Here is a 14272-nt window from a genome sequence, read left to right on the forward strand (position 1 = left end):
GTCCCGGGCGCGGTGCCTATGGTTCCGATCCTCCAGCTGTTCGCCCGGGATGCGCCGGGGCTGGAGTTCCCGGAGGGGAAGGACCTGCTACAGCTGGTGTGGTGCGCGCTGATGCATCAGCAGGACCCCAGGCTGCTGGTGATGCCGCAGCTTTTCTGGCGCAACGAGGCAGAGATCGTGGCTGGAGGGCTGCTGTCCGAGAGCAGTGGTAACCACGAGGAGATCAGTTGACCGCCGCCCCCCAGGAAGTCAACACCCTTCGGGAGCAGGGCGAGTTGGGGGACACGGTGGTCATCGGCCTCGGCGCCAACGGCACCGGCGGGGTGTCCGACCTTCAAGCCGCCATCGATGCCATCGGCCCCGGCAAACGGATCATCCTGGTCACCTGCCGTGTCCCGCGTTCGTGGCAGGACTCGGTGAACCGGGCCGTAAGCACGGTGGCGGTACGCAACCGCAATGTCGCCATCGCCGACTGGAACAAGGCCGTCACCGGCCACGAAACCCTGCTGGGCGACGACGGCGTCCACCCCGGCCCCGAAGGACGGCCGGCTCTACGCCGACACCATCGCAACCGCCCCGGCGGCCCATCCTGCCGCCGGCCACTGGGCTCTGTCCGATTCCGCCGGGAGGGCTGCCGCCATCGCGTCTCCCGCCAGGCCTGCTGCTCGCCGAGCGGCGCGTCGTTCTCGGCTTCTTCGGTGGGGCACTGACCCGGTCGGGAAACGCGTTCGCCGGACACCGGGTGGTCGGGGATCGCGAAGCCGCGCGCCGCCGGCAGCGGGCGGATCTCGCCGATGGCCCGGGAGACCGTGGAGGGGGCGGTGGCCGTAGCGCGGCGAGCGTGGAGTGCGGAAGCCCGGTCGGTACGTCAGCGCTTCGGCGGCGGCTTGATCAGGTACAGCCGGCGGGCCAGGTCCAGATCGGTCAGCATCACGTTGGTGCCGTTCCAGCTGTACGAGCGCTGCTGCTGCCACACGGAGCCGTTGTTGCCACTCGGGTCGGCCCGGTGCGCGTCCACGACGACCCCGGACCGCTGGCCCCAGTTCTGGATCTCGTCCGCGTGGCGGTTCACGGTCCAGTCCTGACCGCCCCGGATGTGCTGGGCGATCAGCCCGGGGATCACCTGGAACCGCGCCCCTTCGGCCAGGGCCACGGCCAGCGTCTCGACACCGTCCCGCAGATGGTGGTTGCTCGTGCCGGGGTCGTTGTCGAACAGCTGGCGTACGGCGTCCCTCAGGTGGCCCCGGCCGACTTGGATGGTGGGGAGGTCGCGATAGGTGACGGGGAAGGGGAAACGCGACCTCTGCGCTTGTGGGTACACATCTCCCGAGACCATGTCGTTGCCGTCCTCGGTGAACGTGTAGACGATCTCGCGGTTCCCGTGCTGCACGTAGAAGCCCAGCAGATAGTTGTCGGACCGGCGGAAGAGTCCTCGGACCGCGCCGCCCCCGACGTCGCCGCGCTCGGCGAGCCGTCCGATGTTGATCGACTGGAAGGCTCCGGGGTCGGGGTTCCGGATCAGATGGCCGGACCCGGGCCGCCTGGCGGCCTCGTCCCCCAGCGTCGCGCTGCGGACGTTCCCGACCAGGTGCGTGTAGAGGTTGGCGTACTCCTCGTCGCTTCCCACCGCCCTCGACTGCGGCTGGGCCTGCGCCTGCGACCGGGCATGTGGCCGGGCCTCCGGGCTGTTCTGGGCGACCGCGCTGCCCGCACCGAGTGTGCCCGCCAGCACGGAAACCACGACCGTCGCACTGATCAACCGCCGCCGCCGCGACCCGTGTTCGGTTCCTCGCGTCATCTCTTCCCGGTCTCCCATGTCAGGCCCAGAAGTCGGACTCGGCCTGCAGGTGGCCCTTGGTGACCCGGCCTCCGTCGCTCCAGTAGCGGGCCTTGTACTCCTCGCCCTTGTTCATCCACATTCCGATCATGGTCGAGCCGTACGAGCCGCAGTGGGCGTTGCCGCAGGCCCAGTCCCACGTGATGCGATTGCCCTTGCTGTCCAGGATCTCGATCCAGTCCCAGCCGTCGTACGGATCCCGCCCCGAGGGCGTCATCCATGTCACGTCGATGCCGGTGAGGTGGGACTGGTACCACCAGCCGCGGTATTGCGCCGGCGACACCTCACTGATCGGGTAGTTGGTGTTGATCGCGGGGTCCCCGGGGCTCTGGTGCGTCGGCGGCTGCCAGTGCTCACGCACCGAGTCGGTCGCCGGAACCGCCTGCACGGCGGCCGTCGTCGACCTGCCCGAACCCTGCGACGCCGCGGAGGCCGTCCCCAGCGCCACCACGGACACACTCGCGAGCACCCCGGCCATGACCGCGGCCCGCCGCCGAGGCTTGCTCACCCCGGCGCACAGGGAAGAAACTTTTCCCTTGACTCGTGTACGGAACAACATGCCTGCCCCACCTTGCCGTTGATCGGTGATTGATGCACCAGAGACGCTAGGGAGCGGCGTTCAACGTTCCGTTGACGACCTCTCGACGCGAGCCTTCACGCCCGTATGCGAGGCACGACGATGACGTCGCGGACCTCCGCCTCAATGTCCCTCCAGGTGCCCGGTGGGTCGGCCGAGGCCCCACCGAACGAGCGGCCGGCGCACCAACGGGCACGGGCCTTTCCGCAGCCGAGGAAGGGCCCTTGGTGGCCACCGTTCCGGAGGGCCTCGTCGCTCTCCGGTCGGTCACCCCCGAATCACTGGCATTTCCCCCAGTCTTTCGTGATCAGGATGATGGCGCGCGGCGGCACGGGCTGATGGACACGGCTCGCGGTTCCCACCGGGACGGCCCCGCGGAACAGCCCTGCGGGGAAGGCTCCTTTCTGCGAAGGTCGGGTACTACCAGCGTGTTCGAGAACCAGCATCTGTCACGGCGGCGTCTGCTCGGAATGGCCGCCCTCAGCGGCGCCGCCGTCGCCGGAATGACCACGATTTCCGCCGCCCCGCGTGCGGCCGCCGACGAGCGCGGTCCGCGGGCCGACAGCGGCTCGTTCGTACCGGCCGTGGTGATCGGTACGGGTTACGGCGCCGCGGTGTCCGCGCTGCGGCTCGGCGAGGCCGGCGTTCCCACGCTCATGCTCGAGATGGGCCAGCTGTGGAACAAACCCGCCGACGACGGCAACATCTTCTGCGGCATGCTCAAGCCCGACCGCCGCTCCAGTTGGTTCAAGCACCGCACCGAGGCCCCGCTGGGGTCGTTCCTGTGGCTGGACGTGATCAACCGGGACATCGACCCGTACGCGGGCGTGCTGGACAAGGTGCACTTCGACCAGATGTCGGTGTACGTGGGGCGCGGGGTGGGCGGCGGCTCGCTGGTCAACGGCGGCATGGCCGTGGTGCCGAAGCGCTCGTACTTCGAGGAGGTCCTCCCGCGGGTGGATGTCGCCGAGATGTACGACCGGTACTTCCCGCGCGCCAACGCCATGCTCAAGGTGAACCACATCGACAAGGGCTGGTTCGAGGAGACGGAGTGGTACAAGTTCGCGCGGGTCTCGCGCGAACAGGCGGTCAAGGCGGGCCTGGGCACCACCTTCGTCCCCAACGTCTACGACTTCGACCACATGCGGCGCGAGGCGGCCGGTGAGGCGCCCAAGTCGGCACTGGCGGGCGAGGTCATCTACGGCAACAACCACGGCAAGCAGAGCCTGGACAAGACCTACTTGGCCGCTGCGCTCGGCACCGGCAAGGTCACCATCGAGACCCTGCACCAGGTCAAGGCGATCCGTCAGCAGCCGGACGGCAACTACGTGCTGTCCGTGGACCAGATCGACGCCGACGGCAAGACCGTGGCCCACAAGGAGATCGCCTGCCGCCACCTGTTCCTCGGCGCCGGCAGCCTCGGCTCCACCGAGCTGCTGGTGCGCGCCCGGGACACCGGCACACTGCCCGACCTCAACGCCGAGGTCGGCGCGGGCTGGGGTCCCAACGGCAACATCATGACCGGCCGGGCCAACCATGTCTGGAACCCCACCGGGGCCCACCAGTCGTCGATCCCCGCGCTGGGCATCGACGACTGGGACAACCCCGCCGCCCCGGTCTTCGCGGAGATCGCGCCGATGCCGGCCGGCATCGAGACCTGGGTCAGCCTCTACCTGGCGATCACCAAGAACCCCGAGCGCGGCACCTTCGTCTACGACAAGGCAAGCGACCGGGCCGTGCTGCGCTGGACCCGGGATCAGAACACGCCCGCCGTCAACGCCGCGAAGTCGCTCTTCGACCGGATCAACTCGGCCAACACGACGATGTACCGCTACGACCTGTTCGGGCCGCAGCTGAAGAACTTCGCCGACGACTTCTGCTACCACCCGCTCGGCGGCTGCGTCCTGGGCAAGGCCACCGACCTCTACGGCCGGGTCGCGGGCTACCGCAACCTCTACGTCACGGACGGCGCGCTCGTACCGGGCTCCATCGGGGTCAACCCCTTCGTGACCATCACGGCGCTGGCCGAGCGGAACATCGAGCAGATCATCGCGAAGGACGTCAAGACCGCGCGCTAGTACGCACGTTACGGTCGGCCCCTTCCGCCGCCGCGGAGCGGGCCGGTGCGGGCGGCGATCCGATGTGCTGGTCGCGCTGCGGGAGCTGGTGTCCGGATCGGCGGCGGGTGCGGCGGACGTTCCGGCTCTCCCCTCGTGCGGAGGGCCGGTTCGTCCCTGTCGCGAAGGCCCTCGCACGGGGTCTAAGGATTTTCCGGTGGGTGGCGTGAGATCAAAGAGGGGGCGGCCCCCGGCGGTGTCCGGCCCGTCCGAGGCGAGCCAGGTGGTCGGAGCGCGCGGTGGGCGGCCGTGGGACCGCGGCCGAGCCGATCCCGACACGTCCGACCCCTGCCCCGGCATGAGGCCGCACGAGCACCACGCACGCACCAGGACCACGAGGAAGACAAGGGAGAGCAGCGGATGTCGTTCAAGTACCCCGTGTCCAGGCCCGCTCTGGACGGCAGAGAGCTGGAGTATCTGACCGGTGCCGTCGAGGACGGCTGGATTTCGTCCCAGGGCCCGATGGTCGGGCGGTTCGAGCGCGCCTTCGCGGACTACAACGGGGTCGCGCACGGCGTGTCCTGTTCGTCCGGGACGGCGGCGCTCACGCTGGCGCTGCGGGCGCTGGGCATCGGCCCCGGTGACGAGGTGATCGTTCCGGAGTTCACGATGGTCGCCTCGGCGTGGGCGGTCACCTACACCGGCGCCACCCCCGTCTTCGTCGACTGCGCGGACGACCTCAACATCGACATCGCCCTCATCGAGGAGAAGATCACCCCACGGACGAAGGCCATCATGCCCGTCCACATCTACGGCCGCCGCTGCGACATGGACGCGATCATGGACATCGCGTACCAGTACAACCTGCGGGTCGTGGAGGACAGCGCCGAGGCTCACGGCGTCCGTCCGGTCGGGGACATCGCCTGCTACTCGCTGTTCGCCAACAAGATCATCACGGCGGGCGAGGGCGGCATCTGCCTCACCGACGACCCCAGGCTGGCAGGGCAGTTGGCGCATCTGCGGGCCATGGCCTTCACCAAGGACCACAGTTTCCTGCACAAGAAGGTCGCCTACAACTTCCGCATGACGGCCATGCAGGCCGCCGTCGCCCTCGCCCAGGTCGAGCGGCTGGAGGAGATCCTCGAAGCGCGGCGGGAGATCGAGCGGCGCTATGACGAGGGGCTCGCCGGAGTTCCCGGTATCACGCTGATGCCGCCCAGGGACGTGCTGTGGATGTACGACCTGCGGGCCGAACGCCGGGAGGAACTGCGGGAGTTCCTGGCGAACGAGTCGATCGAGACCCGGCTGTTCTTCAAGCCGATGAGCCGGCAGCCCATGTACCTCCACCCCGACTGGCCCTCGCTCAAGGCGAACACGTTCGCCGAGGACGGCCTCTACCTTCCCACGCACACCGGACTGACCGCCGCCGACCAGGACTTCGTGATCGACCGGGTCCGCGCGTTCTACGGCGCCGGCTGACCGGTCCGTTCGAGAGGGGATTCCGACCCATGACGCCCACAGACCCGGCCGCGCCGCAGACCTGCCCGGTCGCGGCGGGGACAGCCCCGGCCACGGACTCGACCGATCCGCTGGTCGTCGACCTGCCGCTGCGCCGGCCCGGCGTGCCGTTCCCGCCGCCCCACTACGCCGACTACCGCAACCACGAGGGACTGGTCCTCTCGCACCTGCCCGACGGCAGGCGGGTGTGGCTGGTCACCCGGCACGAGGACGTACGCACCGTACTGACCAGCCCCGAGATCAGCTCCAACCCCGCGCACGAGGGCTTCCCCAACATCGGCACGACCGGCGGAGTGCCCACACAGGACCAGATCCCGGGCTGGTTCGTGGGGATGGACTCCCCCGAGCACGACCGGTTCCGCAAGGCCCTCATCCCGGAGTTCACCGTGCGGCGGGTGCGCGCGATGCGGCCCGCGATCGAGCGCACGGTGGACGCGCAACTGGACGCCATGCTGGCCGCGGGCGACACCGCCGACCTCGTCGCCGACTTCGCACTGCCCATCCCCTCCCTGGTGATCTCCTCGCTGCTCGGTGTGCCGCCCGCCGACCGCGAGTTCTTCGAGTCGCGGACCCGCGTGCTGGTCTCCCTCCGCACCGCGACCGACGACGACCGGATGGCCGCCACCAAGGACCTCCTGCGTTACATCAGCCGACTGGTGGACATCAAGCAGAAGTGGGGCGGCGACGACCTCATCACGCGGCTGCTGGCCACCGGCTCGATCGCGCCCCACGAGCTGTCCGGCGTGCTGATGCTGCTGCTCATCGCCGGCCACGAGACGACCGCCAACAACATCGCGCTCGGCGTGGTCACGCTCCTGACGAACCCGCAGTGGATCGGTGACGACCGGGCCGTGGAGGAGACGCTGCGCTTCCACTCCGTCGCCGACATCGTGTCCCTGCGGGTGGCAGTCGAGGACGTGGAGATCGCCGGGCAGCTCATCAAGGCGGGCGAGGGCATCATTCCCCTGGTCGCCGCGGCCAACCACGACGAGGACGTCTTCGCCTGCCCCCACGCGTTCGACCCGTCGCGGTCCGCCCGCTCGCACGTGGCGTTCGGGTACGGCGTGCACCAGTGTCTGGGGCAGAACCTGGTGCGGGTCGAGATGGAGGTCGCCTACCGGAAGCTCTTCGAGCGCATCCCGAACCTCCAACTCGACGTGCCCCTCGACAGGTTGGGCATCAAGTACGACGGCGTGCTCTACGGGCTGCACCAGCTGCCCGTCCGCTGGTAGCCGCCCCGGCCCCGTCCGCCCGGCGGCGCCGGGCCACCGGTCGCCGGGCGGCCCACCCCACCCCAGGAGAGACATCGACATGCGTATCACCGTTGACCCCGAGCGCTGCGTGGGGGCGGGCCAGTGCGTGCTGAACGCGCCCCGCCTCTTCGACCAGGACGAGGACGGGCTCGTCACCCTCCTCGCCGAGCCCGGCGCCGACCAGGAGTCCGCGGGCCGATTGGCGGCCGCCCTGTGCCCGTCCCAGGCGATCACGGTGCACGAGGGCTGACGCCCGATGCGGGCGGGAGCCCGTCTTTCGAACCCCGGCGTGTCCCCCACGACCGACGAGAATGCTTGAGATCCGGGAGCGATGGTGCCCGTCCACACAGATGACTACGCGATCCAGCCGCCCACCGGCGCGGCGGATGTACCGGGCGGCGGCACGCTGCCCGAGGTGTTCCGGACCGCCGTGGGATCCGTCCCCGACGCGGTGGCCGTCGTCGACGGGGACCGCTCGTGGACGTGGGCGCAGTGGCGGGCGGACGTCGACGCGCTGGCCCGCGGGCTGCAGGAGTCGGGCGTCGCGCCCGGCGACGTGGTGGCGGTGCGGCTGCCGAACTGCTGGGAGCTGCAGACCCTGCACCTGGCCGTCGCAGCCGTCGGAGCGGTGCTGCTGCCCGTCCATGAGGGCACCACGACCCCGGAGGTCCGCGCGCTGCTGACCCGGGCGGAACCCGTCCTCCTCGTCCTGTCGGCCTCCGGGAGCCAGGACCTGGCGACGGCCCGTTCGCTTCTGGAGGGCGTACCGTCGCTGCGCGGCGTGCTGCTGACCGGGGCGGCCGAGGCACGGGCCGAGGAACCGGGGGTCGGATCGCTGACCGGTCTGCTGGCGGCCTGGGCGGGGAGCGGACCCCGGCCGGTGAACGTCACCCCCGACCTGCCGCTCGTCCTGATCCCCTCGTCCGGGACGACCTCGGCGCGGCCCAAGCTGTGCGTGCACAGCCACCACGGTCTGCTGTCGAACACCGCGGCCGTCACCGCCGAGGCCGCCGACGCCTTCACCGGCACGGTCCTCACGGCCTGCCCGATGACCCATCTGTTCGGCCTCCAGGCCATGCACGCGGCGCTGTTCGCCGCCTGTCGGCAGGTCCTGCTGACCCACTGGGACGTGGAACGCTTCCTGGCACTGGCACGGGCGCACGACCCCCGTGTCGTCTTCGCCGTCCCCACCCAACTCCTGGACGTCGTCGCGTGGTTGGACAGGACCGGCGAGCGGGCGGGGTTCGCGCCGGGCCAGGTGCGTACCGCGGGGGCCGCCGTCGCGCCCCCGCTCGCCGCACGGGTGCGCGCCGCCCTCGACAGCGAACTGGTCGTGGTGTGGGGGATGTCGGAGGTCGGCACCGGAACCCGCACCCGGGCCCACGATCCCGACGGCAGCGTGGGAGGGCCGGTCCGCGGCGTGGAACTGCGAGTCGTCGACGAGCGCGGCGAGGTGCGGGCGCCGGGCGATACCGGGGAACTCCAGTACCGGGGACCGGGGTTGTTCCGCGGCTACTTCCGCGAGCCGGAGCTGACGCGCTCGGCCCTCACCGAGGACGGCTGGCTGCGGACCGGCGACCTCGCGGCCATCGGCGCGGACGGCCTGGTGGTGCTGCACGGCCGGGCAGCCGAGTTGATCAATACGGGGGGCCGGAAGTTCCCCGCCACCGAGGTCGAGGGGCTGCTCGCGGGCCTCGCGGGCCTGGGCCCGCTGGCCGTGGTCGGCGCACCGGACGACCGGCTCGGCGAGTACCCGTGCCTGGTCGTGAGCGACCGCACGGACCGCACCATCGGCCTGAGCGAAGTGACCGCGTTCCTGCGCCGGCAGGGGCTCGCCGACCACAAGATCCCCCTCGAACTGGTCACCGTGCGCGAACTCCCCCTCTCCCCCGCCGGGAAGCTGGACCGCACGGCGCTCAAGCGGCGGCTCGCCGACCTTGCGGCGGTGCCCGTTCCGGCCCGGCTCGGCGCGGTCCCGCCGAACATGGTCGAGGAGGCGCTGGAACTGGTCCGCGACTGCGTCGGCCGGGTGCTGGGGAAGGCCGGCACGGCCGTGCCGTTCTCCCCCGACGCGGACTTCCGCCAGCTCGGCCTGGACTCCATTCGCACGGTGCGGCTGCGGAATCTTCTGCGGGAGGAGACCGGGCTGCCGCTCCCGGTCACCCTGGCCTTCGACTTCCCCACCCCGCGGGCCGTCGCGGGCGTACTGGTCGAGCAGGAGGAGCCGGCCCACGAGCCGGCGCGGCAGGTCCCGGCGGACGGCGCCGACCCGGTGGCGATCGTCGGCATGGCCTGCCGGCTGCCGGGCGGAGCCGACTCCCCCGAGGCCCTGTGGGACCTGCTCGCCGGCGGGACCGACGCGATGTCCCCGTTCCCGGACGACCGCGGCTGGGACCTGGCGGGACTCTTCGACGAGGACCCCGACCGCCCGGGCACCTCCTACGCGCGCGAGGGCGGCTTCCTGCACGACGCGGGCGACTTCGACGCGGGCTTCTTCGGCCTGTCCGACCAGGAGGCGACGGCGACCGATCCGCAGCAGCGGCTGCTTCTGGAGGCGGCCTGGGAGACCTTCGAGCGGGCGGGCATCGACCCGGTGTCGCTGAGGGGAACCCGTACCGGCGTGTTCACGGGCGCGATGGACCGCGGCTACGGCGCGAGCGCGTCCGCCGCGCCCAGCGCGTGGGAGAGCATGCTCATCACCGGGACCGCCGGCAGCGCGATCTCGGGGCGCATCGCCTACACCTACGGGCTCGAAGGCCCCGCGCTGACGGTCGACACCGCCTCCTCGTCCTCCCTCGTCGCCCTGCACCTGGCCTGCCGGTCCCTGCGGTCGGGCGAGACCGACCTGGCGCTGGCCGGCGGCGTCACCGTCATGGCGAACCCGGCGCCGTTCGCGCACTTCTCCCGGCTGCGCGCGCTCTCCCCCGACTCCCGCTCCATGGCGTACGCGGACGCCGCGAACGGCTCCGCGTGGTCGGAGGGCGCGGGACTGCTGCTGCTGGAGCGGCTGAGCGACGCCCGGCGCAACGGCCACCGAGTCCTGGCCCTGGTACGCGGTTCCGCCATGAATCAGGACGGCGCCTCCAACGGGCTCACCGCGCCGAGCGGGCCCGCACAGCAGCGCGTCATCCGCCAGGCCCTGGCCGACGCCGGGCTGGCGCCGCAGGACGTGGACGCCGTGGAAGGGCACGGCACCGGCACTCCGCTGGGCGACCCCATCGAGGTCCAGGCCCTGCTGGCCGCGTACGGCCAAGGACGATCCGGAGAACGGCCGTTGTGGCTGGGGTCGGTGAAGTCGAACATCGGGCACACGCAGGCCGCCGCCGGGGTCGTCGGGGTCATCAAGACGGTGCTTGCGCTGCACCGCGGCGTCCTGCCCAGGACGCTGCACGTGGACACCCCCTCGACCAAGGTGGACTGGTCCGCCGGTGCGGTACGGCTGCTGACCGAGGCACGGCCCTGGCCGCGGGAGGACGGACGCACGCGCCGGGCGGGGGTGTCCTCGTTCGGGCTCACCGGCACCAATGCGCACGTGATCCTGGAGGAGGCGCCGGGCGAGGAGGCGGAGGCGGTGCCGGAGGAGGCACGGTCCGCGTCCTCCCCGGCCGGGGCCCCGGAGCCGGCCGGTGGGAGCGCCACGCCGTGGGTGCTGTCCGCCCGCAGCCGGACCGCGCTGCGCGCGCAGGCGCGGCGCCTCGCCGAGCATGTGGCCGCCGACCCCGGTCTGCGCGCCCAGGACGTCGCCCACGCCCTGGCCACCACCCGTTCCCTGCACCAGCACCGGGCCGTCGTCAGCGGCTCCGACCGGACCCAACTACTGTCCACGACTGCTCAGTTCGGGCGCGGCGAGCGGGCCGCGGGCGTCGCACTGCACGGTTCCGCACCGGGCGGGCTGGCCTTCGTCTTCTCCGGGCAGGGCAGCCAGCGCAACGGCATGGGGCGCGAGGCGGCCGAGGCGTTCCCCGTCTTCGGGCAGGCGCTGCGCGAGGTGTGCGCCGCGCTGGATCCGCTGTTGGCGCGGCCGCTGACCTCGGTGATGTGGGCGGCTCCCGGCTCCGAGGAGGCGGCCCTCCTCGACGACACCACCTACACGCAGCCCGCGCTGTTCGCCGTCCAGGTCGCCCTCTACCGGCTGTTCGGGTCCTGGGGCGTGGTCCCCGACCACCTGGTGGGGCACTCGGTCGGCGAGATCTCCGCCGCCCATGTGTCGGGCGTGCTGGGCCTCCAGGACGCGTGCACCCTGGTGGCGGCCCGGAGCCGGCTGATGGGCGCGCTGCCGCCCGGCGGCGCGATGCTGGCGGTGCGCACCACGGAGGCCGACGTCGCCCCGTGGCTGGCGGAGTTGACGGACTCCGTCGCCATCGCGGCGGTCAACAGCCCGCACTCCCTCGTGCTCTCGGGTGCCGAAGCCCCGCTCACCGCGCTCGCGGAACGACTCGCCGCCGCCGGCCACAAGACCCGCAGGCTCATGGTGAGCACCGCGCCCCACTCACCGCTGATGGCGCCCATGCTGGAGGAGTTCGGCGAGGTCGTCCGCACGCTGTCCTTCGCCGCACCCTCCGTTCCTCTCGTCTCCACCGTCACCGGCCGGCCGCTGACCGGCGAGGAGGCGTGCGACCCGCACCACTGGGTGCGGCACGTGCGGCAGTCCGTGCGCTTCAAGGACGCAATCGACCGGCTCCGGGACGAGCGCGTAGCCGGGTTCGTGGAGCTGGGGGCCGAGCCGGCGCTCACACCGATGATCGACGAGTGCCTGGAGTCGGCCGACCCGCAGCCCGGGGCCGCCGTGGTACCGAGCCTGCGCACCGGAGTGTCGGAGCAGCACGCCCTGCTCACCGCCGTCGCCCGGATGCACGCCCACGGCGTTCCCGTCGACTGGGGCGCGGTGCTCCCCGGGGCCCGGCCGGTCGCCCTGCCGACGTACCCGTTCCAGCGGCGGCGGTTCTGGCTGGCGCCGGTTCCCGTGGGCCCCGCGGGTCGGACCGCCGTCGCGGGCGCCCCGGGCATCGCGGGCGCCGCGGATGCCGCCGACGGTACGGCGGCCGGTGCGGAGCCGCCGGCACTTCGGGCCCGCCTGTCCGGTCTCGACGACACCGCGCAGGACGCGCTCGTACTTGCCCTGGTCCTCGCCGAGACCTCGGCCGCACTCGGCGGCCAGGAGCCGCCCGACGAGGACGGCAGCCGCACGTTCAAGGGGCTGGGCATCAACTCGTTGAACGCGGTGGAACTGCGCAACCGCCTGATCGAAGCCACGGATCTGCGGCTGCCCGCCACGCTCGTCTACGACTACCCCACGCCGAACGCCGTCGCCCGTCTCGTCCGCGAACGCCTCGCACCACCGGCCACCCCCGCGCGCGATGTGGCCGCCGCCGTGGCCGCGTTGGAGTCCCTGCTCGCGGCCGGTGCGGAGTTCTCGGCGGAGACGGTGACGCGATTGCGGGCGGTGACGGCGGGCAGCCGCGGCGGTACGGGCGCCGACACGGGTGGCACTCCCCACACGGCGCTGGACCTGGCATCGGTCAGCGACGAGGAACTGTTCCGGCTGATGGACTCGGAGAGTTGACGAGTGGTGGGTGCAGGGCCTCCGGGGGCACCCGCCTCCACCACCCACCTCGCCAACACTAGATAATTCCATGCCGTTTCGGCCCGTATGGTCCCGGCATGAACTCCCATTCCCCGGCGGCGGCGCTGACCGCCCGCCGCATCGCCGTATCGTTCGTGGCGGCCATATCGGCAGTGGGGGTCACGCCGCCCCTGGCCTCGGCCGATCCCCTCGGCACGCCCACCGGAGCGAGCCGGCACGCGCCGCAGGCACCGTTCCCCACGCACGGGATCCCGTTCACCGACGCCACGGTGACCCAGCAGGAGGACGGCTCGTTCCTGGTGTCCTGGAAGGCGCCCGGCGTCGGTTCGGTGACCGTCTATGCCGACGACCGGGCCGTGGCGCACGGCCGCGCCGAGGACGACGTCACCGTCCGCGGACTGCCCACCACCGACCGCCGGTGGTTCCGTCTCGTCCCCGACCAGGGCGCCCCGCTCACCCTCACCGACCGCTCGCTCCGCCTGGAGGGTGCCGCCAACTTCCGCGACGCGGGCGGGTATCGCACCATCGACGGCCGGTGGGTGCGGATGGGCGTGCTGTACCGCGCCGACGACCTGCACGCCCTCACCGACGCCGACCTCGCCAAGCTCCAGCGGCTGGGCATCCGGACGGACTTCGACCTGCGCACACCCGGCGAGCGCGCCACGACCCCGGACCGCGTACCCGCGGGCGCGCGCTATGTCGCGGCCGATCCCTTCGGCGGGCACGGCACGGGTCGGCTCCCCGCCGCGGCCCGGACGGTCGAGCGGATGATGATCCGTTCTCACCGGGGGCTCGTCGCCGATCCCCCGGCGCTCGACGCCTACCGTTCGCTGTTCCGCCACGCGAACGACCCCGGCTCCCACGCGCTGGCCTACCACTGCGACCGCGGCAAGGACCGTACGGGCTGGGCCACCGCCGCCCTGCTCACGGCCCTCGGCGTGGACCGTGACACGGTCATGCGGGACTACCTGGCCACCAACGACTACCTCGCCGCGAGCAATGCCGCCGCCCTCGCCGAGCAGCCCCCCGCGGTGGCCGCCCGCCTCAAGCCGCTCCTGGACTGCAGGGCCGCCTACCTCAACGCGTGCTTCGACCAGGTCATGACCCGCTTCGGCACCTTCGACGGGTATCTGCGGGACGGGCTGGGCCTGAACGAGCAGGACCTGGAGCGGCTGCGCGAGGCACTGCTCACCGACTGATCGGCGCCGTGGGGCAACAGCGGCCCCTGGGCGCGAAACCGGCCTGACCTGGCGACGCCCGCTCGCGGAACGGTGCGGTGCGGAACCCGTTGCGATCGAGCCCGCGACGAGGCATGGCGCCATCGCACAACTCCCCTGACATTCCGCGCCGTTACCCGACAGCGCCTCCGACGGATCCACCTGCGGACCAGAGCCGATTCCCGTCCCCATCACGCGACATCACGCGACGGACTGCGCCCCGGGCCGG

General features: G+C 71.9%; 10 protein-coding genes. 8 read left to right on the forward strand and 2 right to left on the reverse strand.

The genetic code is table 11. The features are described from left to right. Positions 1–12: 12 nt before the first annotated feature. On the forward strand, positions 13–231 hold the full coding sequence (locus tag GR130_RS40865) for a hypothetical protein (RefSeq protein ID WP_236573383.1): 219 nt from the start codon (positions 13–15) through the stop codon (positions 229–231). Then, a complete protein-coding gene (locus tag GR130_RS22655) occupies positions 228–710 on the forward strand; it encodes a hypothetical protein (RefSeq protein ID WP_159506386.1) in 483 nt (160 codons plus the stop codon). Before GR130_RS40865 ends, GR130_RS22655 begins: the two co-directional genes overlap by 4 nt. A gap of 158 nt (positions 711–868) precedes the next feature. Here the strand turns inward: GR130_RS22655 and GR130_RS22660 are convergent, their stop codons facing one another. Continuing rightward, positions 869–1798 (reverse strand): ribosome-inactivating family protein, encoded by a 930-nt coding sequence (locus tag GR130_RS22660; RefSeq protein WP_159506387.1) that lies wholly within the window; start codon positions 1796–1798, stop codon positions 869–871. Between the two features lie 19 nt (positions 1799–1817). Further along, on the reverse strand, positions 1818–2345 hold the full coding sequence (locus GR130_RS22665) for a hypothetical protein (RefSeq protein ID WP_159506388.1): 528 nt from the start codon (positions 2343–2345) through the stop codon (positions 1818–1820). Between the two features lie 539 nt (positions 2346–2884). Here GR130_RS22665 and GR130_RS22670 point away from each other — a divergent pair. The 6 genes from GR130_RS22670 (at position 2885) to GR130_RS22695 (ending at position 14025) form a co-directional block, all read left to right on the forward strand. Further along, positions 2885–4492 (forward strand): GMC oxidoreductase, encoded by a 1608-nt coding sequence (locus GR130_RS22670; protein WP_159510150.1) that lies wholly within the window; start codon positions 2885–2887, stop codon positions 4490–4492. A 399-nt stretch (positions 4493–4891) separates the two neighbouring features. Next, complete coding sequence (locus GR130_RS22675) at positions 4892–5950, forward strand: DegT/DnrJ/EryC1/StrS family aminotransferase (RefSeq protein ID WP_159506389.1); 1059 nt, start codon at positions 4892–4894, stop codon at positions 5948–5950. 29 nt (positions 5951–5979) lie between these two features. Continuing rightward, positions 5980–7221, forward strand: a complete 1242-nt coding sequence (locus GR130_RS22680; protein WP_159506390.1) for a cytochrome P450 — start codon at positions 5980–5982, stop codon at positions 7219–7221. Between the two features lie 79 nt (positions 7222–7300). Then, on the forward strand, positions 7301–7492 hold the full coding sequence (locus GR130_RS22685) for a ferredoxin (protein WP_159506391.1): 192 nt from the start codon (positions 7301–7303) through the stop codon (positions 7490–7492). 81 nt (positions 7493–7573) lie between these two features. Next, the gene (locus GR130_RS22690; RefSeq protein WP_159506392.1) at positions 7574–12805 is read left to right on the forward strand and encodes a type I polyketide synthase; all 5232 of its coding nucleotides are present in this window, start codon (positions 7574–7576) and stop codon (positions 12803–12805) included. A gap of 98 nt (positions 12806–12903) precedes the next feature. Then, positions 12904–14025 (forward strand): tyrosine-protein phosphatase, encoded by a 1122-nt coding sequence (locus GR130_RS22695; RefSeq protein ID WP_159506393.1) that lies wholly within the window; start codon positions 12904–12906, stop codon positions 14023–14025. Positions 14026–14272: the final 247 nt, after the last annotated feature.

This window comes from Streptomyces sp. GS7 (genome assembly GCF_009834125.1).
In the GTDB taxonomy this organism is placed as follows: domain Bacteria; phylum Actinomycetota; class Actinomycetes; order Streptomycetales; family Streptomycetaceae; genus Streptomyces.